The organism is Nostoc sp. DedQUE07 (assembly GCF_034530975.2).
Classification (GTDB): domain Bacteria; phylum Cyanobacteriota; class Cyanobacteriia; order Cyanobacteriales; family Nostocaceae; genus Nostoc.
This window is the reverse complement of the sequence record NZ_JAVRCC020000040.1, coordinates 30,731-54,582: the sequence shown is the minus strand read 5'-3', so window position 1 is coordinate 54,582 and position 23,852 is coordinate 30,731. Positions and strand designations below refer to the sequence as shown.

At 42.6% G+C, this 23,852-nt stretch carries 22 protein-coding genes; 11 read left to right on the top strand and 11 right to left on the bottom strand.

The window, feature by feature from the left end; translation table 11 throughout:
• Nucleotides 1–20 precede the first annotated feature (20 nt).
• Both rpmF and RMZ95_RS25045 read right to left on the bottom strand, forming a co-directional pair.
• Entirely contained in the window at nucleotides 21–194 is a 174-nt protein-coding gene (gene rpmF / locus RMZ95_RS25050) for a 50S ribosomal protein L32 (protein ID WP_094328804.1), read from the bottom strand.
• A 321-nt stretch (nucleotides 195–515) separates the two neighbouring features.
• Nucleotides 516–1,007: a hypothetical protein gene (locus tag RMZ95_RS25045; protein ID WP_094348614.1), complete on the bottom strand. Its 492-nt coding sequence runs from the start codon at nucleotides 1,005–1,007 to the stop codon at nucleotides 516–518.
• A gap of 203 nt (nucleotides 1,008–1,210) precedes the next feature.
• On the opposite strand from RMZ95_RS25045, the gene RMZ95_RS25040 reads away from it, so the two are divergent.
• The gene (locus tag RMZ95_RS25040; RefSeq protein WP_322684864.1) at nucleotides 1,211–3,088 is read left to right on the top strand and encodes a caspase domain-containing protein; all 1,878 of its coding nucleotides are present in this window, start codon (nucleotides 1,211–1,213) and stop codon (nucleotides 3,086–3,088) included.
• Between the two features lie 90 nt (nucleotides 3,089–3,178).
• Here the strand turns inward: RMZ95_RS25040 and RMZ95_RS25035 are convergent, their stop codons facing one another.
• A complete protein-coding gene (locus RMZ95_RS25035; protein ID WP_322684865.1) occupies nucleotides 3,179–3,556 on the bottom strand; it encodes a Mo-dependent nitrogenase C-terminal domain-containing protein in 378 nt (125 codons plus the stop codon).
• A 519-nt stretch (nucleotides 3,557–4,075) separates the two neighbouring features.
• Between RMZ95_RS25035 and RMZ95_RS25030 the strand changes: the two genes are divergently transcribed.
• Entirely contained in the window at nucleotides 4,076–4,699 is a 624-nt protein-coding gene (locus tag RMZ95_RS25030) for a hypothetical protein (protein WP_322684866.1), read from the top strand.
• Nucleotides 4,700–4,876: 177 nt separating this feature from the next.
• Here RMZ95_RS25030 and RMZ95_RS25025 read toward each other — a convergent pair whose 3' ends face one another.
• The 4 genes from RMZ95_RS25025 to RMZ95_RS25010 all read right to left on the bottom strand — a co-directional run bounded on the left by RMZ95_RS25025 (nucleotide 4,877) and on the right by RMZ95_RS25010 (nucleotide 9,757).
• Nucleotides 4,877–5,437, bottom strand: a complete 561-nt coding sequence (locus tag RMZ95_RS25025) for a Uma2 family endonuclease (RefSeq protein ID WP_322684867.1) — start codon at nucleotides 5,435–5,437, stop codon at nucleotides 4,877–4,879.
• A 129-nt stretch (nucleotides 5,438–5,566) separates the two neighbouring features.
• The gene (locus RMZ95_RS25020) at nucleotides 5,567–7,339 is read right to left on the bottom strand and encodes a ribonuclease J (RefSeq protein WP_322684868.1); all 1,773 of its coding nucleotides are present in this window, start codon (nucleotides 7,337–7,339) and stop codon (nucleotides 5,567–5,569) included.
• A gap of 277 nt (nucleotides 7,340–7,616) precedes the next feature.
• A complete protein-coding gene (gene dapA / locus RMZ95_RS25015) occupies nucleotides 7,617–8,501 on the bottom strand; it encodes a 4-hydroxy-tetrahydrodipicolinate synthase (RefSeq protein ID WP_322669676.1) in 885 nt (294 codons plus the stop codon).
• A gap of 218 nt (nucleotides 8,502–8,719) precedes the next feature.
• Entirely contained in the window at nucleotides 8,720–9,757 is a 1,038-nt protein-coding gene (locus tag RMZ95_RS25010; protein ID WP_322684869.1) for an aspartate-semialdehyde dehydrogenase, read from the bottom strand.
• An 874-nt stretch (nucleotides 9,758–10,631) separates the two neighbouring features.
• On the opposite strand from RMZ95_RS25010, the gene tig reads away from it, so the two are divergent.
• The 4 genes from tig to RMZ95_RS24990 all read left to right on the top strand — a co-directional run bounded on the left by tig (nucleotide 10,632) and on the right by RMZ95_RS24990 (nucleotide 15,482).
• The gene (gene tig, locus RMZ95_RS25005) at nucleotides 10,632–12,071 is read left to right on the top strand and encodes a trigger factor (RefSeq protein WP_322684870.1); all 1,440 of its coding nucleotides are present in this window, start codon (nucleotides 10,632–10,634) and stop codon (nucleotides 12,069–12,071) included.
• A 344-nt stretch (nucleotides 12,072–12,415) separates the two neighbouring features.
• The gene (clpP, locus tag RMZ95_RS25000) at nucleotides 12,416–13,114 is read left to right on the top strand and encodes an ATP-dependent Clp endopeptidase proteolytic subunit ClpP (protein WP_104905916.1); all 699 of its coding nucleotides are present in this window, start codon (nucleotides 12,416–12,418) and stop codon (nucleotides 13,112–13,114) included.
• A 9-nt stretch (nucleotides 13,115–13,123) separates the two neighbouring features.
• Complete coding sequence (clpX, locus tag RMZ95_RS24995) at nucleotides 13,124–14,464, top strand: ATP-dependent protease ATP-binding subunit ClpX (RefSeq protein ID WP_322669673.1); 1,341 nt, start codon at nucleotides 13,124–13,126, stop codon at nucleotides 14,462–14,464.
• Nucleotides 14,465–14,561: 97 nt separating this feature from the next.
• Nucleotides 14,562–15,482, top strand: coding sequence for an alpha/beta hydrolase (locus tag RMZ95_RS24990; protein ID WP_322684871.1), 921 nt, complete (start codon nucleotides 14,562–14,564; stop codon nucleotides 15,480–15,482).
• A 14-nt stretch (nucleotides 15,483–15,496) separates the two neighbouring features.
• Here the strand turns inward: RMZ95_RS24990 and RMZ95_RS24985 are convergent, their stop codons facing one another.
• Nucleotides 15,497–16,696 carry an FAD-dependent monooxygenase gene (locus tag RMZ95_RS24985; protein ID WP_322684883.1) on the bottom strand — a complete coding sequence of 400 codons (1,200 nt, stop codon included), beginning with the start codon at nucleotides 16,694–16,696 and terminating at the stop codon, nucleotides 15,497–15,499.
• Between the two features lie 54 nt (nucleotides 16,697–16,750).
• Nucleotides 16,751–17,734 carry a GntR family transcriptional regulator gene (locus tag RMZ95_RS24980; protein ID WP_322677438.1) on the bottom strand — a complete coding sequence of 328 codons (984 nt, stop codon included), beginning with the start codon at nucleotides 17,732–17,734 and terminating at the stop codon, nucleotides 16,751–16,753.
• Nucleotides 17,735–18,019: 285 nt separating this feature from the next.
• On the opposite strand from RMZ95_RS24980, the gene RMZ95_RS24975 reads away from it, so the two are divergent.
• The 3 genes from RMZ95_RS24975 (at nucleotide 18,020) to RMZ95_RS24965 (ending at nucleotide 21,440) form a co-directional block, all read left to right on the top strand.
• Nucleotides 18,020–18,760, top strand: coding sequence for a dienelactone hydrolase family protein (locus tag RMZ95_RS24975; protein WP_322684872.1), 741 nt, complete (start codon nucleotides 18,020–18,022; stop codon nucleotides 18,758–18,760).
• Nucleotides 18,761–18,887: 127 nt separating this feature from the next.
• On the top strand, nucleotides 18,888–19,790 hold the full coding sequence (locus RMZ95_RS24970; protein WP_322684873.1) for a S1 RNA-binding domain-containing protein: 903 nt from the start codon (nucleotides 18,888–18,890) through the stop codon (nucleotides 19,788–19,790).
• 561 nt (nucleotides 19,791–20,351) lie between these two features.
• The gene (locus tag RMZ95_RS24965) at nucleotides 20,352–21,440 is read left to right on the top strand and encodes a fatty acid desaturase family protein (protein ID WP_322684874.1); all 1,089 of its coding nucleotides are present in this window, start codon (nucleotides 20,352–20,354) and stop codon (nucleotides 21,438–21,440) included.
• Between the two features lie 146 nt (nucleotides 21,441–21,586).
• Here RMZ95_RS24965 and RMZ95_RS24960 read toward each other — a convergent pair whose 3' ends face one another.
• On the bottom strand, nucleotides 21,587–22,048 hold the full coding sequence (locus tag RMZ95_RS24960; protein WP_322684875.1) for a pentapeptide repeat-containing protein: 462 nt from the start codon (nucleotides 22,046–22,048) through the stop codon (nucleotides 21,587–21,589).
• A gap of 27 nt (nucleotides 22,049–22,075) precedes the next feature.
• The gene (locus RMZ95_RS24955; RefSeq protein ID WP_322669669.1) at nucleotides 22,076–22,264 is read right to left on the bottom strand and encodes a hypothetical protein; all 189 of its coding nucleotides are present in this window, start codon (nucleotides 22,262–22,264) and stop codon (nucleotides 22,076–22,078) included.
• Between the two features lie 129 nt (nucleotides 22,265–22,393).
• Between RMZ95_RS24955 and RMZ95_RS24950 the strand changes: the two genes are divergently transcribed.
• Entirely contained in the window at nucleotides 22,394–22,771 is a 378-nt protein-coding gene (locus tag RMZ95_RS24950; protein WP_322669668.1) for a hypothetical protein, read from the top strand.
• Between the two features lie 148 nt (nucleotides 22,772–22,919).
• Entirely contained in the window at nucleotides 22,920–23,795 is an 876-nt protein-coding gene (locus RMZ95_RS24945) for an SDR family oxidoreductase (protein WP_322669667.1), read from the top strand.
• Nucleotides 23,796–23,852: the final 57 nt, after the last annotated feature.

The following is a 23,852-nucleotide window of genomic DNA, read 5'->3' as shown; positions in this document are numbered from 1 at the left end:
TGCTTTTCCTGACTGAGAAATTATGATTCTTCTTCCTCTTCTTCAGCAGCTGGATAAACAAATGTAGAACGTCCAGTCAAAATTGACTTACCCAAAGATAGGGCTTTTTGAGCTTCAACGACGGCTTTATGCCTCCAGGTAGCTCGACGTTTATCTCGTTTTGATTTGGAAGTTTTCTTCTTAGGAACAGCCATGTCAGCAGATATCGCGATTTTTGACAACCTTCTTATTCTAGGCCATCCACTGACGCCAAAGACAATAGTTGAGTCAGGAATAAGTAAGTTGGGTTAAGACTGACACTAGGACGCGGGAACAGCAAGAATGACTTTCTTTTAAGGACTGACAAGAAATAATTATCCATCTTGTGGGGTGGGCATCCTGCCCGCCCTGAATATGGGACGGGTGAGGACACCCATCCCACAAGAAAATTTGGGATATTTTTTATTTGGAAGTCCCTAAGTTCCCCCAAGGTTCCGAGCCAAAAAAGCTTCGGCTCGGACTTCTAGCTCAACCCGTCATTTTGGCGTTGACACAGCGCTAGCTGCTGGAACTTGATTAGAGTTATTTTCAAAGAAAAGTAAAGATCGCGCAGTTTTGAAGTAAGTGGCCCAATTTTGAGCATCAGGACGCGATCGCCATTGAGGACGACTGACATCTAATGTCAAGACTGGTGCGATCGCTCCATAATTTTGTACGGACACAATGATGGAAACATCTGTCACCAAGATATCTTGGTCGAAGCTCCTTTGAGCAGCTGCCCTAGCGACCGCTTCCGCTCTCCTGAGAACGGTTTCATAGTTTTCTTCTGGCAGGCGGTCGATAGCTAGATCGACTCTAGCGGTGTAAGCTCGCACAAGCTGCGGTGCGATCGCTTCCATCAAAAACCACGCAGGAACAGTAGATATGAGCAAAACTACTAAAGGAATTATCCGGATTCTTCTGGCAATTTGGCTAATAACTGAAAAGGGAGCGAGCGATGATGGTAGGTGAGCAGAAATTTTGCTCATGACCTTCTATCTCCTTAGTAATGATCTGTTATTGAAATTAGGTAAAGGTATTTTCCGGCTAAATAACGTAATAAAAATTACATTCTAACTTAAGATTCAATCAGAATCACCTAGACTATAAGACATAGGTTAGCTTTGTTTGATTTGACAAAGCCAACCGCAATTTTAAGACCAGCAAACAACAATAACTGACAAAGAGCGGGATGGCAAATTACTGGGCGATCGCGATTGGTATCAATCAATATCAGTTATTTCAACCTTTAAGTTGTGCCCAAGCAGATGCTGAGGCACTAGAAGATTTTTTGGTAACAGAGGCAGGTTTTCTCCCCAAGCACTGTCTAGTCATGACAGATACTTCGCCGCCGATTGGGGATAGATCGACTTACCCGACGAAGGAAAATATTTTGCTGCTACTTGAAGATTTGGCAGCAACAAGTTGGCAACCGGAAGACTATCTGTGGTTATTTTTTAGCGGCTATGGAGTTAATTACAAGGGTAAAGATTACTTAATGCCAGCAGAGGGCAACCCGGAACTGGTGCAAGAGACTGGCATAGAATTGCGATCGCTAATGCAAAGTCTGCAACTTGCTAACCTAAATGTATTGCTACTACTCGATATCAACCGCGCCTTTGGCACTCAAGCGGATGCTCCCGTTGGTGAAGAAACAATAGAACTAGCCCAAGAACTACAACTGGCGACTATTCTTTCTTGCCAACCAGAGCAATTTTCCCATGAGAGTAGCGAATTAGGTCACGGATTCTTTACAGCAGCTTTGTTAGAAGCTTTGCGTTCTGGTAATGGCAGCAACTTGGCAGATTTAGAAAGCTACCTCAGCCTGATCGTGCCAAAGTTATGTCACCACCACTGGCGTCCTATCCAAAACCCCGCCACGATCATCCCATCAAGGCAGCAAGTAATCTTGCCAAAATTGGCAATGGAAAATAATTTTCAACCAGAACCCGTAATTTATCCTGAAGAATCCTTTGCTGTTGCCCTTGCAGCTCCTCGTCTCGACGATTCTGCTAGAACTTCAGCAGATCCAGGCAGACGGGGAGAAGTTAGTGTGAACTCCTCCCAACAGGCGAAAGGTCAAAAAGCCCAGGAGTCGGGTAGCAGATTAGTTGCCCAGCCAATGCCGGAAACTTCCTTGGGAGTGAATACCAAAGGAAGATTTATCCCCAATTCCTCTAAAGGTTACGTCTCTCGATTGCCAGCGAATCAGCCAAGCATCCCTTTTTGGAAACAGTTTATCTTGTGGGGCGGAGGCAGCTTACTGGTAGCAGGTTTAATCGCCGTAGTTTTTCTGCGCAATCAAGAAACTTTTAGAATTAAGCAAATATCAAGTGCATTACCCAATGCTACTGTTAGCGATCGCCAGGTTGTCGAAAATTTACCAAGCGATGTCTCCGACGGGCTACGCCTACGCACTCCACCAGTTAGACTCAAAAATCAATCTAGCGCCCAAATAACCTCTAGTTCCGAGTCGAAAAAGCGGAATCAAGCAGTATTAGACCTGGCGAAAATGTCGCTCAGACAAACTCAGGCGAGCGATTTGAGTATGGCGATCGCTACAGCCCGAAAAATTCAACCTGGCGAACCACTGTACGAACAAGCTCAGGAGAATATTAAGATTTGGAGCCAGATGATTTTAGATTTAGCAGAAGGTCGTGCTAAACAAAGACAGTATGCAAGCGCTATTGCTGCGGCTCGATTAATTACCAAAGATGAAGCCCCCTACGCGAAGGCACAAGCAGCAATTAACCTGTGGCGCTTAGAGGGTAAGCAGTATGTGAGTAACAAAACTCTTTTAGATGCAGCGAATGCCTTAATTAAGCCCGAACAGGCATCTACCTACAATCGGGCGATCGAAGTTGCCAAGAAAGTACCACCCGGACAACCAGGCTTCGATACTGCCCAAAAATCGATCGATAAATGGAGTGAGAAAATTTTAGACTTGGCAAAGCGTCGCGCCGCCGAAGGAGAACGTAATGCCGCAATTGCAACCGCAGCCTTAGTGCCAGAGGAGACAGGCGCTTACGAAGATGCTCAGGATGCCATCCAAAAATGGCAAAAGAAATAGTAAAAAAATAGTAAAAAATAGCAGAGAGTTAGGAGTTAGGAGTTATATTATTGATCCCTGAGTCGTTATTCCTTACTCCTAACTTTTCCCTCAACAGTACTGAGATATATCTTCGCCGCATTCATCGGCTAGATAGCACATCGCTCGGAAACGTAAACCAACCACTTCTTCATATAAGGGGTTGAGCTTGCACATCGGCGGGATGTGAAACAAGGTCTTGCCAAATAATTTGACATCGCGCTCAAAGGGGCACTGAGATGGAATCAGTTTGCACAAACGGTGAGCTAGTTGGCGATCGCGGACTTGAATGTTTTCTACTCGCTGCCGTAAGGGTTGGAGAATATCCCAATAAGGCTTGGAAGGAGAATGGTTTAACTGGGTTACTTTATGGTCAGTAGTCTCTGCTTGATTGATTGATACCCAGCTAGCCAGAAAAATCTTTTTTGTGGTATTGTCGAATACCTTCATGGTTAACCCTCTGTGTTATTGAGGCTATTCACCTTTTTGATGAATATATACAACGTGGCAACGAACTTTCCCGGAAAAATCGCGTTCTGACTGCGATATAATGTAATACCTGATTAGCCACTTAAGTCAGAACCTAATTTATTACTACGTCAAGTTAATCGCAAATTTCTGGGGATCGGTAGTGTAATATTACGATCTTGTTCATAACTTGACACAGTTTAAATTTTAATAAAGACATCCATCATTGGATAGGTTTTAGTGTAACATTTACAGAACTTAATATAAGGTCTTTATAAAAGAATTTTTGCTAAGTATAAACATCAGTAATACTCTAGAAGGCATTTTTCCTCTCCGTGTTCCCACTTTCTCACGTAAGTGTGTCTTGTTCATCGCTGGCTGAATACCGTAGAAGTAATGATTGTCGAGCGAGTAGAATCGATTGCATTTCACAAAACTAGGTTGGCAGTGGCAATTTGAGAATGATACAGTCTGAAGCGTTAAAATCAGATGAGCTTGCTTATGGTTTCTGTATTCTACAGCGCAATTCCTCCTGACAGTACGCTGTATGCACGGCTTCTACGTGAAAAGGCACTCAATATCCTTGTAGCTTATCTTTTCCCCTATGGTTGCGGCATTTTCCGCTTTTTTGAAATTGAGCCTGAAGAGATTGACGAAATCGTGGAAGATGTTATCGAAACAGAACAAGAGACTTTTGGATCTGAGCTAGAAGCAAATCGGGTAATCGCACAATTGCGGTCTGAGTTAAGGCTTACTCGTCAAGCCTATCCAGGGATTGAAGATAGAACAGCAACACTAGAAAAATCATCTGCTGAGATCGAGAAACGTTTGTCGCAAGAGCTATCGAGAAGAAAGTTTGCGAATGCCGATGAGATTGTTGAAAAGCTCATGTTCGGAGATCAAACTTTTGCTCCAACTCTATTGTCAGCAGAGGAGTCATTGGGACTGATATCCCGTGAGCTAGTCAGTGAAGGAGCAAGCATTTTACGACAAATCGATCCTGAAACACTGTTTGCAAGAGATGAAGGTCGGGAAGGATGGTATCTTGACCACTTTGAGCAGTGGAGAGATTTGTATCTTTCAGCAGACGATAAAAATGAAGAGATATTGGTTGGAGTTGCTTGAGGCGATCGCAACCTAACAAGTTAGATCCCTATGCCGTGTTGAATATTGCAAGATTTAGGCGATGCCTTCTCTTCGAGAGGCTTCGCCAACGGCAACGTCTTCTCCTTCGGAGACGCTAACGCGAACGACGAACGCAATCAGTATTTTTTTGATTTCACGCAAAAAAACCAAACAACCTTAAGCTGAAAACACCTGCTGGGCTGTCAGGGTTAATGCTGGAAACGTTTGAGAAACAATCCGTTGGTCTTCGATAAACACAGTTTGCTTGTAACTGCCCTGATTTAGTAAACACACAGTTACTTTATTTTCCAGGGGGTCAACAATCCAATACTCGACCACACCCATCGCCGCATACTCAGAGGTTTTTTGGTTATAGTCTCGGTCAATAGATTCGAGACTAACTACCTCAACTAAAAGGGGTGGGGCAGTCTTAAGAATAGCTGAGGTACTCTCAATACTTTTTGCCTGTTCATTAGTAATTACACAAACATCAGGTCTTCTAAGTTGTTTATTGGTCAGCACCTCTGTACCGTTAGGGCGCGGTTGTAAAGACAATCCCATTTTTTGAATTTCTAAAAAAAAGCGAACTAACAGTAGGGTGATAATCGCCTCATGTTTGCCAGTACCAGGAGGCATTTCTACCAGCACCTCATCCTGAATTTCATAGCGCTTGTCGGTGCCATCATCAAAATTTATATACTCTTCCAGAGTATTAATTTTTATTGGTGTTTTAGTCATAGCGATCGCCTCCAAGAACTATAGGCAAATACTATACCCATAATAAAAGACCCTATCTCACGCCAAAGCGCAAAGACCTTCAGAAAAACTCTGCGTCTTTGCGCCTCTTTGTTAAATTGTTATCTTGCCCTATGATGCTACTTGAGCAGCAGTCCGAGTCCGCCGTCTTCTGCCATCAGCAACTTTTACAGGTGGCTCATCAGGAATTTGCATCAACAAAGTCACAGATGGCTGGCATTGCAATTCCCGACGGATGGAACGTTGCAATTCTCGTTCTAAAGTACCTTGCAATCCACCCCAGTCTATATCTGCTGCTTCACCTTGCTCAGGAGCAAATTCTGTCCAGCGCACCGTGAGGATTTCTTCAATGCGTTGTTTTACCCAGGTTTGCAGGAGCGATCGCTCTACACTTGTAACTACACCCCGGAGGTGAGTTTCTGGTTTTGCTAACAGTTTACCATTCCAATCAATGGCAGCTGCGATCGTGATGATGCCTTCTGAAGCCATGCGTTGCCGTTCTTGCAGCACTTTCGCACTTACCATACCCGAACTAGTAGTATCCACCAGTTCTATACCAGATGGCACTTTCCCAGCGACGCAAATGGCATCTTCTGTCAATTCGACAATATCACCATTCTGAATGATAATCGTGTTTTCTGCGGGAATGCCCATACTCTGAGCCGTTTCTGCGTGCTTCACTAGCATCCGATGTTCGCCGTGAAATGGCACAAAGAATTTCGGTCGAGTTAAGGCAATCATCAGTTTTTGTTCTTCCTGACAGCCATGACCGGAGACGTGAACTCCTTTATCCCGTCCATAGACCACTTTCGCACCTTGAATCATTAATTTATCAATGGTGTTGACTACAGCGATCGTATTTCCGGGAATTGGGTTAGCAGAGAATACTACTGTATCTCCTTCGCGGATTTTAATGTGAGGATGTTCTTTGTTAGCAATGCGGGTCATGGCTGCCATCAATTCACCCTGAGAACCTGTAGTTAAAATCAGCACTCTTTCATCGGGTAGGTTGCGGACAGCGTGCAATGGTTGCAACAGATTATCTTCACACTTGATGTAACCTAAATTGCGGGCATGAGCAATCAAGTTCAGCATGGAACGCCCGACAACTGTCACTACACGATTCTGCTTCTTGGCAATATCCAAAATCATGTTGATGCGATGGACGCTAGAAGCAAAGGTCGTGACAAATAATCGCCCAGGTGCTTGACTAAATACTCTCTCCAGATTGGGATAAACTGAACGTTCTGAAGGTGTAAATCCTGGCACTTCTGAGTTAGTGGAATCACTTAGCAAACAAAGAACGCCTTTTTCTCCATGTTCTGCTAGGCGTTGCAAGTCAAACTTTTCACCATCCACTGGGGTGTGATCGATTTTAAAATCCCCTGTGTGAATAACTACACCCAGGGGAGTATGAATGGCAACTGTGAAACTATCAGCGATGGAGTGAGTATTACGGATATATTCAACTAAAAAGTTTTTGCCAATCCGCACCACATCACGTGGTAGAACTGTTCTGATTTCTGTGCGATCGCGGACTCCTGCTTCTTCTAATTTACCCTCTAGCATTGCCATTGCTAATCTGGGGCCATAAATCACTGGGATATCAAATTGCTTGAGATGAAAAGCAATCCCGCCGATATGGTCTTCATGACCGTGAGTAACAATCATCCCTTTAATTTTGTGCCGATTTTCCCGCAGATAGGTCATATCTGGTAAAACAATATTGACTCCATGCATCATTTCTGTGGGAAAAGCTAATCCTGCATCTAACAGGATAATTTCATCGTCATACTCGAAAAGACAGGTATTTTTACCAATTTCATGCAAACCGCCCAAAGGAATAATTTTCAAGGCGGAATTATTAGCTTCGTTTTTAGCCATTTTCTCCTTAGATTGTTACTTTTGATTAATTAAGTTGATAGTTAACTTTCCTTGTATTTCAGACAACATCTGTCTTTTAAGCCAGTCCCAAAGCAATCAAGTTTTAATTGAAGATTTCAATTTTTTATTCAATAAAATCAACTGTAAAACTCAAGGATTCATAGTATATCTATCAGTCCTAGCACAGGTTTTTAAATGCAACTTATGAACAATTACGATCGTTGTGTATATGTATCTTTGGCAAGGAGGAGAGTATCAACATTTAAATAGCTGGTGGTTAAATTAAACTAAGTTCTTTCAGAATCGCTTCTAACTTTTGACTTACTTCTAAATCAGCTTCACATAGCGGCGGACGAGTTGAACCAACCTCCCAACCTTGAAGTTGCAGTGCTTTTTTCACTGGAATGGGATTTGAAGTAAGAAATAAAGCTTTAAACAACGGAAATAATTGGAGATGAATGTCGCTTGCTACCTCAACTTTTCCCGCCCTAAAAGCTTGAATCATCTGCTGTAGTTGGTTTCCTACCAGATGAGAAGCCACACTTACCACACCCTTTGCCCCGATCGCTAACAAGGGCAAAGTCATGTAATCATCACCAGAATAAATGTGGAATTCTTTTGGTGTCAAGCGACGAATAACGCTAGCCTGATCTATATTACCAGTGGATTCTTTAATCCCGACAATATTGTTAACCTCAGCTAACCGGGCAACTGTTTCTGGCTGAAGGTTTTGTCCGGTACGACCTGGGACATTATATAACAACAACGGTAAGTCGGGACAGGCTTGTGCTATTGCCTTAAAGTGCGCTTCCAATCCCGCTTGCGGCGGTTTGTTGTAATAAGGAACAACTTGTAAGGAACCATGTACTCCTATTTTAGACGCTTTTTGGGTGGCTGCGATCGCTTCTTTGGTGGAATTCGATCCACAACCTGCGATTACCTTGGCTTTTCCGGCCACGGACTGCAATACCTCGACAAACAACTGGTATTCCTCATCCCAACTTAGTGTCGGGGATTCTCCGGTTGTGCCGCACATCACCAATGTATCTGTACCGTTGTTAGCTAGATGCGCCGCCAGTTCTGCCGCTACATCATAGTTGACACTACCATCTGCTTTAAATGGCGTAATCATAGCGGTTAAAACATTGCCAAAATCTCCCACCCTTTTTTCACTCCTGATTACCCATGTTTTTATATCTTGGTGGTTCTCTATTGTAATAACCTATCTGCAAATTGCTTTCAAGTGTCATTAGTCATTTGTTATTTGTCCTTTGTCATTTGTCATTTTACTAATTACCAATGACTAATACTTCTCTACGATAGGCTGCGCCCGAAGCGTAGCTATGCCGCAGGCTTTACGACTACGCTCAGTACAAGTGACTAATGACTAATAGCTAATGGTTTAAGTAGATTTTTCTCTACTAACAATTCGGCTATTTGTACTGCATTCAATGCTGCACCTTTGCGAATTTGGTCGCCACATAACCATAATTCCAAGCCACAAGGATGAGAAATATCCTGGCGAATTCTTCCCACTAAAACTTCATCTCGACCGGTTGCTTCTATTGGCATCGGAAAATGATTCGTTCCCCAATCTTCTACCAATTTTACTCCCGGGGAGGAATTTAAAATTTCTTTGGCTTCCTTCGCACTAAAGGGAGTCTCAAATTCTAAATTAATGGCTTCTGAGTGAGCGCGGAGTACGGGAACCCGTATACAGGTTGCAGTGATTCTGATTTGCTGCGTACCAAATATTTTTCGGGTTTCGTTGACCATTTTCATTTCTTCCTCACAGTAACCCAAATCGTTTAATGGGGAGTTATGCGGGAATAAATTAAATGCCAATGGATAAGGCAATATTTCGGCAATCGCTGGCTGTCCTTGTAGTATAGCGCTTGTTTGGGTTTTAACTTCTGCCATTGCCCTAGCCCCAGCACCACTAGCAGATTGGTAGGTTGCAGCGACGATGCGTTGCACTGGTTTAACTTTATGCAATGGCCAGACTGCCACAGACATTAAAATTGTTGTGCAGTTGGGGTTAGCAATAATGCCTTGGTGATGCGCCGCAGCTTGGGGATTCACCTCTGGTACTACTAAGGGAACTTCCGGGTTCATCCGAAAAGCACTGGAGTTGTCAATTACCACTGCGCCCTTTTCCACAGCAACTGCTGCCCAAGTTTTGGATGTGGAACCGCCTGCACTAGCTAGTACTATATCGACATTTTCAAAGGCGCGATCGCTCACTGCCTCTATTGGTATATTTTCACCTTGAAACCGCAGCGATCGCCCCGCACTCCGCTCTGATGCCAATAACTTCAAGTCAGCAACCGGAAAATTACGACTTTCTAATAATTCCAGCAACTCTGTGCCTACTGCACCAGTAGCTCCTAAAATAGCTAAACGATAGGATTTCGACAAACTTGCTTCCTCCTTATTAAGAGACTTAATCTGCAATTTCTTGGAACAATGGACAATTTAGTTATATTTAAATAGCGATCGCAGTCTGGAAATACATTTTAAATAGGTTTAAATTTTTCTTTCATTTAATATATCTTTATATATTTAATACATTTTTTTATAATGTTGCATTTTAAAATAACGCCAATTTTTTCATCAATAACTATAACTATATATTATACAATAAACCGCTATTTATCAGAAAAAGGGAGATATCTGCATTTAGGGGTTTAACAAGCATCCTTCCTGTAAAGAAACAAATGTATTGGCTACAAACTTGTTTACCAAAGATGATGAATATACTACGAGCTAAATGCAAAAAGCCAGCACAACACAAAACTGAGCTATGTGGTTAAGTGACAGATGCACTCTCGTACCACACATAACTTAATAATAGCTAGATAATAGCTAGACTCAATACTATAACTTTAATTTGAGGTACTAACCACTCTTTGAGACCAGGATATCACGGCGTTAGCCCACTGAATAATTAATTCCCAAGTTTTAGAGTGAGTCGGGGGTGAAGAAGGGAATAGCGTATTAGGTTACAGGGTAGAGGTGACAGGGTAAGGGTTACAGATTATTTCCCTATCACCTCCCCCTTAATATCAATGCCCCATTAACCAAATTGTTATGAAAGTAAAATGTCAAGTCCTTGATAATTGGCAGTAAACTGGATCTTTGCCCCAAGACAAACATCCATCCTTGGATGTCACAAGACCTTTTGGCAAACTTCCATTGCCCTAAGAGACATCAAGCTATAAACGCAAACAATTATTTTATTGCGTTTTGTGTGTACTCGGAGTATAAAATACCAGAAAACTAGAGACGAAGCATGAAAGTTACCCAGGAAAAACTTCCCGCCAGCCAAATTGGCCTGGAAATAGAGATTACGCCGGAAATTACCAAGCAAACTTACGAACAGGTCATTAAAAACTTAGCGAGTACTGCCAATATTCCTGGGTTTCGTAAAGGCAAGGTGCCTCGGCCGATATTACTACAACGGCTGGGTACAACTCGAATCAAGGCAGCGGCACTGGAAGAACTAATTCAAGATGGCATTGAGCAAGCAGTCAAACAAGAAGCCATCCCAGCAATCGGTCAGCCGCAATTGCGCTCCTCTTTTGAGGATTTGATTAATAATTATGAACCGGGAAAACCCTTGACGATTTCGGCTGCTGTGGATGTAGAACCAGAAGTGAATCTAGTGCAGTACACTGATTTGCAAGCCAAGGCCGAAGAAGTCAAGTTCGATCCAGAGCAAGTGGAGAACACGCTGGATAAGGAACGTCAAGAATTGGCGACATTGATTCCTGTGGAAGGACGTGCAGCTCAAATCGGCGATATTGCTGTAGTCGATTTTAAAGGTTCATTCGCCAGAGTTGAGGGCGAGGACGAAACAACAGAACTAGAACCGATTCCCGGAGCCGAAGCAACTGATTTTCAAGTTGAGTTGCAGGAAGATAAGTTTATTCCAGGCTTTATTTCGGGAATAGTGGGGATGAATCCTGAAGAAACCAAAGAGATTGCAGCACAGTTCCCAGATCCTTATGCTAATGAAGAATTAGCTGGAAAAGCGGCAACTTTTACCGTGACGCTCAAAGAACTGAAAGAAAAGGAACTACCAGAAGTAAATGACGATTTCGCCCAGGAAATCAGCGATTTTGAAACCTTAGAGGAGTTACGCGCTTCTTTGGTAGAGCGATATCAAAAAGAGGCAGACGACAAAACAAAAACCAATAAGCAGGAAGCCTTGTTAACGGAACTGCTCAAGCAGGTAGAAGTTGACTTACCAGCAACCTTGATTGAGCAAGAAGTGGATGCAATGCTAACGCAAACAGCAATCCGGCTGTCTCAGCAGGGATTGGATGTGAGAAAGCTGTTTACTCAAGATATTATTCCGCAATTGCGGGAGCGATCGCGTACTGAAGCAATTGAACGCATCAAACGCTCTTTATCCTTACGAGAAATCGGCAAACGCGAATCTATCGAGGTAACACCAGAAGAAATCGCAGCCAGAGTCACAGAACTTTTGGAACAGTACTCGGAGGAACAGGACGTTGATGAAGATAAACTGCGCTCAATCGTGGAAAACGAACTGTTAACCGAAAAAATCATCGATTGGCTCTTAGAACACTCATCAGTTGAACTTGTACCGGAAGGTTCATTGAGTACTGCGGAGGAAACGGAAGACGCAGAATCAGATGCTGATGCTGATGCACCTCAGACTGAGGAAGAAAACACCGAAGCTTCTACAGAAGTTACAGAAGGATAATAAAAAATCCCACAACCATGAGTTCACCAGTTCTGAGTTAAAGTACTGGTGAAATGGGTAAGCTAAGGGAGATGAGGGAGCAGAGAGCAGGGGAAAATAACCAATACCCAATGCCCAATGCCCCATGCCCCATGACTCAGGGATGAAGTCAAAATAATTAAAGAATTAATGAATTTTCGGCAAATAGTGACACTTGTTATCACTTGAGCTTGATACTGTGTTACACGAGAGGAAATTATATGAGGCATAATGGTTAACACGTAGCTTATAAAAATTCCATTCGTTGAAAAGGCAGCATCCGCTGCTGAAAAATTTGTCCTAAATAATCGTCAAAGAAAGCTTGTATGCTTGAATCGCAGTCGGGAAATTCCCCAATCAGCAACTTAAGTCGAATAAACATTAACTCCCAGTTAAGCAGCCCTAGCAACATCGTGCCGATGGTGATAGAGCAATCTGGCATGGGAGAAAGAGCTTTCGACATCTACTCCCGCCTGCTGCGAGAGCGGATTATCTTTTTAGGAACGCCAATAGACGATGCCGTAGCCAACTCAATTGTGGCTCAGTTGTTATTCCTAGACGCCGAAGACTCAGAAAAAGACATCCAACTGTATGTTAATTCTCCTGGCGGCTCCGTCTACGCAGGGATGGCAATCTATGATACAATACAGCAAATTCGCCCTGATGTTGTTACCATCTGTTTTGGATTAGCCGCGAGCATGGGGGCATTTTTGTTGACAGCAGGAGCTGCCGGTAAGCGAATGTCTCTGCCCGACTCCCGGATTATGATTCACCAACCACTTGGTGGCGCTCAAGGTCAAGCCATTGACATTGAAATTCAAGCCAGAGAAATTCTTTACGTAAAGGCTAAGTTGAATCAGCTAATGGCTCACCATACTGGTCAACCCTTAGAAAGAATAGAAGCAGATACTGAGCGCGACTTTTTTATGTCGGCAGAAGAGGCAAAAAACTACGGTTTGATCGATCAAGTCATTTCCAGGCAAAATCTTCCCGTAGCAGGGGAAAACGTCACCATTCTGAAATAAGAGGCTGGTATGGTTAAGTACGACTCCCATTTAAAATGTTCATTTTGTGGCAAGTCTCAAGAGCAGGTGCGTAAGTTAATCGCAGGGCCGGGAGTCTACATCTGCGATGAATGCGTTGACTTGTGTAATGAAATACTAGACGAGGAGTTGCTCGATACCAGTGGTGCGGCAGCACAACCAGCACCAAGAGCAGAACCACCTGAAAAACGGCGTACCCACTCTGCTAGTATTTCGTTTAATCAAATACCCAAGCCAAGAGAGATTAAAAAATATCTAGACGAACACGTTATTGGTCAAGACGAAGCGAAGAAAGTGCTTTCAGTCGCTGTTTACAATCACTACAAGCGGCTGGCGGTGATTCAGTCTAAGGCCAGTGGCAAACCTGGGGCGGATGATGCCATAGAACTGCAAAAGTCCAACATCTTGTTAATCGGCCCGACTGGTTGCGGCAAAACTCTCTTAGCCCAAACCCTAGCGAAAATCCTGGATGTACCCTTTGCCGTAGCCGATGCGACGACGCTGACGGAAGCTGGGTATGTGGGAGAAGATGTGGAAAATATCTTGCTGCGACTGTTACAGGTGGCAGATTTGGATATAGAGGAAGCGCAACGGGGAATTATTTACATTGACGAAATTGACAAAATTGCTCGTAAGAGCGAGAACACGTCAATTACCCGCGATGTTTCTGGCGAAGGCGTGCAGCAAGCCTTGCTGAAAATGTTAGAGGGAACGATCGCTAATGTACCACCCCAAGGAGGGCGCAAGCATCCTTATCAAGACTGCATCCAGATTGATACAAGTAATATTTTGTTCGTCTGTGGTGGTGCCTTCGTTGGCTTAGAAAAGATTGTAGATCAGAGAGTTGGCAAAAAAGCAATCGGCTTTGTGCAGCCAGGAGAAGGCCAATCGAAGGAAAAACGAGCAGCAGACACGCTTCGCCATCTAGAACCGGATGATTTAGTAAAATTTGGCCTGATTCCAGAATTTATTGGGCGGATGCCAATGGTAGCAGTAGTAGATCCGTTAGATGAAGAAGCACTGATGGCGATTCTCACTCAACCACGCAGCGCGCTAGTGAAGCAGTACCAAAAACTGCTGAAGATGGATAATGTCCAGCTAGATTTTAAAGCAGATGCTTTACGAGCGATCGCTCAAGAAGCTTACCGCCGTAAAACTGGTGCGAGAGCATTACGTGGTATTGTCGAAGAATTAATGTTGGATGTAATGTATGAGTTACCATCCCGTAAGGATGTGACACGCTGTACAGTTACAAGGGAGATGGTCGAGAAGCGATCGACTGCCGAACTGATAATACATCCGTCTTCACTACCGAAGCCAGAATCAGCTTAATAGTCATTAGTGATTGGTCATTAGTCATTGGTCAAAAAATAAGGAATAATAACCATATACCAGGGACTAATGACAACTGACAAAGGACAAATGACTAATGCCTTATATTAATGTTCGTGGCGTTGAGCATTACTACGAATGGGTGAAAAAACCATCCGGTTCTTTGGTAAAACCAGTGATGGTTTTCATTCACGGTTGGGCTGGTTCGGCTAGATATTGGCAAAATACTGCTGATGCTTTATCAGAGCAATTTGATTGTTTACTCTACGATATGCGGGGATTTGGCCGTTCTGGTGGGAAGCCAACCATAGCCGAAGCAAGTGAAGCTGTTGCCGAATCGGAATCCCCCCAGGAAGAATCAGAGGCAATTAAAGAGTTAACCTATGAATTAGAGGAATACGCTGATGATTTGGCAGCTTTGTTAGATGGGTTGCATCTCCAGCGTGTTTATATCAATGCTCACTCGATGGGCGCTTCTGTTGCCACTTTATTTTTTAACCGCTATCCCGAACGAGTAGAACGAGGAATTTTAACTTGTAGCGGCATTTTTGAGTATGACGAAAAATCTTTTAGTGCTTTTCATAAATTCGGTGGCTATGTAGTAAAATTCCGTCCCAAATGGTTAAGCAAAATCCCATTTGTTGACCGGATGTTTATGGCCAGATTTCTGCATAGTTCCATACCACATTCTGAGCGGCAAGCTTTTTTGGAAGATTTTCTCGAAGCAGATTACGATGCGGCTTTAGGAACAATTTTTACTTCAGTCAGTAAGGCTCAATCTGAAGTGATGCCGCAAGAGTTTGCCAAGCTAACAGTGCCGACTCTGCTTGTGGCGGGGGAGTATGACAAAATTATTCCAGCCGAGATGGGGCGTCAAGCCGCTGCATTGAATGACAAAGTTAAATTTGTGATGATTCCTAACACAGCGCATTTCCCAATGTTGGAAGATGCGCCAACTTATATGCAACAGGTACAAGAGTTTTTGCAAATTAACACCCCACAACCACAAGTAGGATAATTAAGAACGGTTTTTTAGACAGTTAAGTGTACCTGTGTGATACCTTGACGCATTTTATATTGTCGCCTTAACCAAGACTTTTTAATTATTTTACGGAGTAAGGGCGCAAGTTGAATCAACAGCGATCGCAGCAGTGCATTTTTTCGCAGTAGTTCGCCTTGTTTAGCTTCTTCTAACTGGAGTTGCTGGGCGCGGATAATTTCTGGCTGACGTTCCGCTTGGATGTGCGATAGTGCCATGTCAATATTCTGGTGTCCAGCTTCTTTTTGCAACAGTGGCACAAGATGATTAGCAGCGACAATCACATCACGGAATGCGAGATTAATTCCTTGGGCACGGACGGGAGACATTGGGTGTGCAGCGTCACCTAGAAGTAATACCCCTGGTGCGTGCCATTGGGGACAATAACCAACCACAACAGAGAGCCGAATCGGAGATTCGATGGTGTCTGCATGATTACGGAAATGCTCTGCTAGCCATGAGGGTGATAGTGAGGCAAAAATCTCTGCCCAGTTGGCTTGTTTGGAGTCAGTGTTTTCAGTTGCGGACATCACCCAAGCCAGATGTAGTTTTCCTGATTCTGCTCCGTGAAAGATGGTAAATACGCGATCGCCATTTACAATAGTACGAAACACATTATCGGCTGCAAACTCAGGACTGGCGGCAAGTTTAAACCAAAGAATATCAATATTTTTGGGCTGACGTACCAATTCCAAACCTATACGTTGGCGCACAAGGGAATTTCTACCATCTGCCCCAACCACTAAGTCAGCAGTAAATTCTCTCCCATCACTCAGTACTACACCTGCGACACGTTGGTTACTCCACAGCAAATCTTTGACAGGAACACCTTGGATAAATTCAAATCCATCATTGGTTTGAGCTGACGAAATCAGTGCTTTGAGCAGTGGTGGTTGTGAAACCAGTGTACAGGGTCGGGTTGCTCCCATTGGTTCCTCAACTCGAAACAACTGCTTGTCCCCGATAATGAATTCCCACGCGTCGAGTTGCCGATGGGGAATATCCTCTAACAACGCCAATAGACCCATTTGCTCTAGAGCATCTAAGCCACTGGGCATTAATCCTTCGCCGCGAAATACCCGATGAAAGTCTTTTGCTGCTTCAATTAACGTTACAGCAATACCACGTTTTACAAGAAGCAGGGCAAGGGTTACACCTGTTGGGCCTGCGCCCACAATTACAATCTGCACTATCCTATCCCTCCTGTATCAGTTGCTCTCAAAGATGTTGGTAGAATTATCTTGAGATTAACTTAAACCCAGTTCTCGTTTTAGCAAGTTAATCGAGTTAGCGCCGATATAATTTTCAACCTTAATCAGCTTTGGTGGACGAATAATATCTTCATCAGAGGCTTGCACGGCTGCTTGTACTGCCGCAAAACTAGCTTGGTCGCTGATGATGACCTCAGCCCGTTTAACCATTGCTTGAAGTTTGTAAGCATCTTTTGGCTGCGAAGTCATCACCAATAGTTCATCGCCCCGTAAACCGTGGAGGATGACTTCTGCGGCTCGTGCAATCCCGGAACTGAGGCTAACTATCCCAACACAGTTTTCTTTTGGTAGGGTTTTCAAGAGGCTGAGTTCTTTGCTGTAGTCGTAGATATCGAGAGGAATCACCCGTGCAGCTTTTGGAGCTGCGATCGCTTCCACATTACTGATAAAATACCGACTGGTGACTACTGTGGCAGAGGTAGTTTTATCTAGCACAGCTGTTAATTCTTCCATTGCTACCAATTGCACTGGAATTTTTAGCGATCGCTCTAATTCATACACCATCAACTCACCAGCACCCATATCATAAGATGGAACTGCAACCAGTACCCGCGCACTACAACGCAAGCGCCAGTCAATTTCTGCTAAAAATAGCTCTCTGGCTTGATTCAGCGTACATCCTTGAGAGAGCAGTTCGTCAAGTGCTTGCTGGACAACTTGATATGCATCAGGATTTTGTTTGAGAATTGGTGATTGCAGCCTACTACCGCCCTCATGACCTTGGGCGCGAACATAAATACCCGAACCAGCCATACTTTCAACAAATCCGTCTTCCTCTAGTTGACGGTAAACCTTACTTATGGTATTGCGATGTAATCCCGTTTGCATTGCCAGCGCCCGTGTGCTTGGTAATTTGTAGGCTGGGGGATATTGTCGAGAAGCGATCGCAAATCGGATTTGATTAAACAGCTGGGTTGATGCGGGAATTTCGCTGTCTGGCTGAATACGGAATTGAATCATCACCAAACCTCCTGAATACTAAGTGCTGAGTGCTGAGTCTTGAGTGCTGAGGTTTGAGTCTTAGGTGTTGCTTTCCTACTCAGCACTTTTAACTCAGCATCCCCGGATAACTAGTTGATTTATTACATACAAGATTAGTTATTTACATATAAATTTTTTCTAAACTCAATTTCTAATGCTCTCACTACTGGGAACTGATAATTTAATTAGAAAAAAGCTGGGCATACTGGCATAGTTATATCAAATAAACACACGGTTAATCACACAGCACTGGTAAAAATTATTATGACAGAGCAAGCAACAATTACCACAACGGTTAATCTTTTGCAAGATAATATTCAAGTGTCTGCTTATCTAGCAGAGCCAAAAGAACCTGGATCTTACCCAGGAGTTGTAGTATTACAGGAAATTTTTGGTATCAACGCTCACATTCGGGAAGTTACAGAACGGATTGCCCAACTTGGGTATGTAGCGATCGCACCTGCACTTTTTCAACGGATTGCTCCTGGCTTTGAAACCGGATATACACCCGAAGATATTGAAACGGGCAGAAGTTACGCCATGCAAACTCAAGCCTCAGAGTTATTGAGCGATATTCAACTAGCAATTGACTACCTCAAAAATCTGCCCCAAGTGAAAAAAGATGGTTTTGGCTGTATTGGCTTCTGCTTTGGCGGTCATGTCGCATATCTTGCAGCCACCTTGCCAGATATTAAAGCTACGGCTTCCTTCTACGGTGCTGGAATTACCACCCGCACGCCGGGAGGTGGCGCTCCTACTGTCACTCGCACCAGAGAAATATCAGGTACTCTCTATGCCTTTTTTGGCATAGAAGATACTAGCATCCCAACCGAACAAGTAGCCGAAATTGAAGCAGAGTTAGAAAAATATAAAATTCCTCATCATGTGTTTCGCTACGATGGAGCTGATCACGGATTTTTCTGCGACCACCGTGCCAGTTATAATCCTAAAGCTGCGACCGATGCTTGGGAGCAAGTAAAACAACTCTTTGGTCAACTAAACTGAAGCATACGCACCCAAGTTCGTCATTGGTCATTGGTCATTGGTGAATACAAAGGACAAATGACAAATGACAAATGACAATTTAAACTTCAGTTGCACCATATCAAATAAAAACTAATCTTCAAAAGTCATGAATTCCGAATCGAAACTTTCTCAAACAGCCAATTCGCCCTTTACAATGGACGATTTTGCCAAAGCACTAGAAAAACACGACTACCAATTTCAAAAGGGACAGCTTGTAAATGGCAAAGTGTTCCAACTCGATCATGATGGAGCTTATGTTGATATTGGTGGCAAGTCGTCAGCTTTTCTGCCACGCGATGAGGCTTCGTTGAGAGCAGTTACCGATTTATCGGAAGTGCTGCCATTGCAAGAGGAAATGCAATTTTTGATTATCCGAGATCAGGATGCAGAAGGGCAAGTCACCCTTTCTCGAAAGCAGTTGGAAATTCAGCACATCTGGGAACGACTGGCCGAAATGCAGGAAAATGCTCAGACTGTGCAAGTACGAGTTATGGGTGTGAATAAAGGTGGTGTAACCGTTGATATTCTTTCTTTGCGGGGATTTATCCCGCGATCGCACTTGGCAGAGCGTGATAATTTAGATGCACTCAAAGGTCAAAATCTGACTGTGGGCTTTTTGGAAATTAATAAAAATACCAACAAACTCATCCTTTCTCAGCGTTTAGCAACTCGTTCTAGCAACTTCAGCTTATTAGAACTAGGTCAACTGGTGGAAGGTAAAGTTACTGGCATCAAACCTTTTGGTGTATTTGTCGATTTAAGTGGGATGAGCGCCTTACTTCATATCAAGCAAGTAAGCCAGAAATTTATTGATTCTTTAGAAAAAGTATTTCAAGTTGGTCAGCCAATTAAAGCTGTAATTATTGACTTGGATGAAGGTAAAGGCCGGGTTGCTCTTTCTACCAGAGTTTTGGAAAACTTCCCTGGCGAAGTGCTAGAAAATTTCGATGAGGTGATGGCTTCAGCTGAGGCGCGTGCTAATAGAGCTAATAACAAAGCGTCTGAATAGTTTTGAGATGGGCTGCTTGCACAAAGTATAAATAGTGCAATTGCACCTATCGTATATGGGATTAATGGGTGAATACTGCCCAAAAATTAATCAAAAATTCAAATTGTGGGTTATTTTATTACTCCCCCTGCATCTATAAAGATGTGGGGGGATTGAAATTGGGAAAACTTTTAACAAACTTACGTTTTCTTAGTACTTTTTCAAGCTAATATATAGGGTTTTTAGTAAGCATTTTATTTATGAGAAAATAAAGACTAAAGCTATTACTAAAAAAACATTACCTATTAAGATAACCTTGACATCCTAATAGCCTATAGCTAGTAATATGGTTAAAACAATAATTTTAGTTAGCTTTAGATAACTTTCACTTTTAACCACATAAATTATTCTGAGTAAAACGTGTAGGCAATGCCAAAATTATGCAAGAGGTCTACCGCAGAAATATTTTGTGTTAGGATTTAAATACTTAGCTACTTGTGAATTTAATTATTCCAGTTGAAAAATGCTTACGATTTACTGCAAAAATTTACCCAGTGAAATTATCTAACTGAAAAATTATTTATGAATGTTAGTACAGATCGGACACTTATTCATCAGAAAATATATGCGAAAGAATTACGTTCCTTGATGCCACCTGAAGCATTTATTACCGATCCCAGTAAGTTAATTATCTTGTTCATTAATCTGGCAATTTTAATCCTAGGTTGGATGATAGCGGCGCGGTTAGATTCTTGGTCGCCATACCTTTTGTGGCTTTATGTACCTTTAAGCATAATTATGGGTAATAGCGTGGTTGTCTTACTATTTAGCACCCATGATTTGATGCATGGTAGCGTAATTAAAAACCCCCGATTAATCTATATAATTAGTTTTATAGGACTAACAATGTTGTGGATGCCGCCAACATTATGGAAAGCAGTTCATAATCGAGTACATCATAATCACACTAACGATTTAGGCGACCCAGATCGTAATTACTTATATGAACAATCTTCAACCTGGGGAAAATGGATTCAGGACTTATTTGTACCTTCGACTGAAGTCAATCCTATATGGTTCATAGTGGGAATGACTTCTGCTTGGGGAGTACATACTTTTCGCAATCTGACATCCGTGCTGTTTTTCAATCATAAATCCGTCGATTATGTTCCTGCTGCATTTACAGTCAGTCCGAAAGATCGTCGAGCGATCGCAGGGGAATTATTGATGATGATCGTGATTCATCTGAGTATCCTCATCTATCTCCAATTTGACCCCATAAAGCTCATACTTGGTTACTTTTTACCTATTGCAATTGGTTATGCTGGAGTAATTTTTTATATTTATACAAATCATTTACTTTGTCGGATGACCAGTGTTAACGATCCACTAATTAATAGTATGTCTATCCGGGTTTATAAAATATTTGACTTGTTGCATTTCAATTTTTCTCATCACACTGAGCATCATATTTTTCCAGGAATGAACTCGGACTATTATAGGATGGTTAGGGATTTGTTAGAAACTCAATATTCTGAAAAGTTTAATTTATTGGATGCTGGAGAAGCTTGGCATTTGCTGCTGAAAACTCCCCGGCATTATAGAGATGAAAATACTCTTACAGATTGGTCAGGAGAAAAGTCTGTCCCCTGCCCTACAAGCGACAGTTAAAAAGGTTTCTTGCGAAAATCTTTTGAGTTCGTAACTTTTAAATTGGACTACTACTCCCCTACATCAACAAAGATGTGGGGAATATTTTTTGTAAAGTTGCACTTGTAGTTGCCTATGAAACACTTATTTTATGAGGTATTCTCACCTCAAATACGATCGCTTCTGATGCTTCCATCAGGCATAATGGTTTCATTAAAAGTAGCTCCCTTGCAACGATTAATACTAAAATAACTAGCTCCTCTAAAATCAGCATGGCTGAGGTTGGCATCGTCAAAAGATGTTTCCGTCAAAATAGCTCTTCTCAAGTTGGCATGACTGAGATTAGCATCAAAGAAACCAGTTTGACCGCAAACAACTCCACTCAAATCAACCCCTTCCAAATTAGCTCCTGTCAAAGCGGCTTCACCAAGACGCGCTCCCTTCAAGTTGGCATAGCTCAAGTCAGCATAACTAAGATTAGTCCAATCCAGACTAGCGTTACTGAGATCGGCTTCCCTGAAAATAGCCCTGCTAAGATTCACGTCTCGCAAGCGAACTCTTGGCAACTTAACTCCAGTAAAATCTCTCTCCCCAGCAGCATATCGCTGCAACAACTCTTCGGCATTCACACTTCAACCCCTTCATTCCCTTTGAAATTACTTCTCTTTATCCTTATCTAATGCTTCCTGGATTGCACGACGACAAAATTCTGGAGAATCATCCTTGGTGGATAGTTCTTCCTTCATAGTTTTTGTGACACGTAAGTTAAGACGCTCACTTAAAGGTTCTTCCCTCTCTGATTTAAATGGTTTTAAATTTTCTGGATGACCTTTAGGGTTAGGCATTTATGTAGAAATATAAATATAATTTTAATCACTGGTAGGCAGCAGATTAAATTCTTTTTTGGTGGTTGCTACAACTTGCCGGAAGTACAACCACCAATATCCAATTTCAAAAATGGACACTACTATTTTATGTTCACGCGTTCCGAACTTGAAATCAAGACTATTAAAGAATTACGCGACTTGTGTCGGAGATACGGCATCAAACCAACTGGGAATGCAGGATACAAAACCTCGTACATCGTAACTCTGATGGCATTTCCACTTTTAGCACTGCAACAAATGAAGCAAGGTAAAGGGTTAAAATTCCCTAACTTTAACGCTATCCAGGTAATCAGTTCTGCTATAGATGAGATGAATTCACCCACAGATGAGCAAGCAGCACTAATTCGGATAACTTTAGAGGGCAGGAAAATGAGCTATCCTGACCGATACGACCAGGAAAACCTGCTAAATTTGCACAAGGCTAAGATGTCGCTTGAACAAGCTATTGACTTGTTGAGCCAGTAAAACTAATCCTATTATTCTATCCCCTGCATCTACAAGGATGTGGGGGATCATTTTTAGAGTATTAAAATAAATAAGGTGTGACTATATATCGAGATATCGAGAATTTTGACAATTATAAACGCTGTAACTATTCAATTTAGGTATTTGTATGTTTCTGGTAACTGGAGCAACGGGAGGCATTGGTCGCAGAGTTGTGCGACTTCTACGACAACGAGAACAGTCTGTGCGGGCATTTGTCCGCCTTACCTCGCGCTATAGCGAGTTAGAACATCGGGGTGCAGAAATCTTCATTGGTGACTTGCTAGAGGAAAAAGATATCCAGAAAGCTAGTCAGGGTGTGCGGTATATTATCAGCGCCCACGGTTCTGATAGCGATGCCCTATCTTTAGATTACCGTGCCAATATTGAACTCATCGACCAAGCGAAAGCCAATGGCGTAGAGCATTTTGTCTTCATTTCTGTACTGGGAGCGGATCGCGGTTATGAAGATGCTCCTGTTTTTAAAGCTAAACGAGCAGTAGAGCGATATTTAGCAGCTAGTGGCTTAAATTACACTATTTTGCGCCCAGCTGGATTAGCATCTAACTTGCTGCCACTAGTAGAACGATTTCGGGAAACGGGATTGTATCTGCTGGTTGGCGATCGCAAAAACCGTACCTCAATTGTCAGTACCGATGATTTGGCAAGGATAGTAGTGGATTCTGTGACAGTTGAAGGCGCTCGCAACCAGATTTTACCCGTGGGAGGGCCAGAGATTTTATTACGAGAAGATATTCCCCGGATTTTTGGTCGGATTTTTGCCAAAGAACCAGTAATAATTAACTCACCCCTATTTCTGATTGATGGGTTACAGAGTGCATTAGGTTTATTTAATCCCCAAACCCAAAAAGCTTTGGGAACTTTTCGTACATTGCTAGCAAATGAATTTTTCTGTACAAAAGATGAAATTGCCAATTTAGAGACGATTTTTAACTTCCAATTAGAGACATTAGACAGTTTTTTGCGGCGCTATTTAGCAGTTTGAATAGTCATTAGTCATTAGTCATTGGTCATTCGTGAATAATCAAGGACAAATGACAAA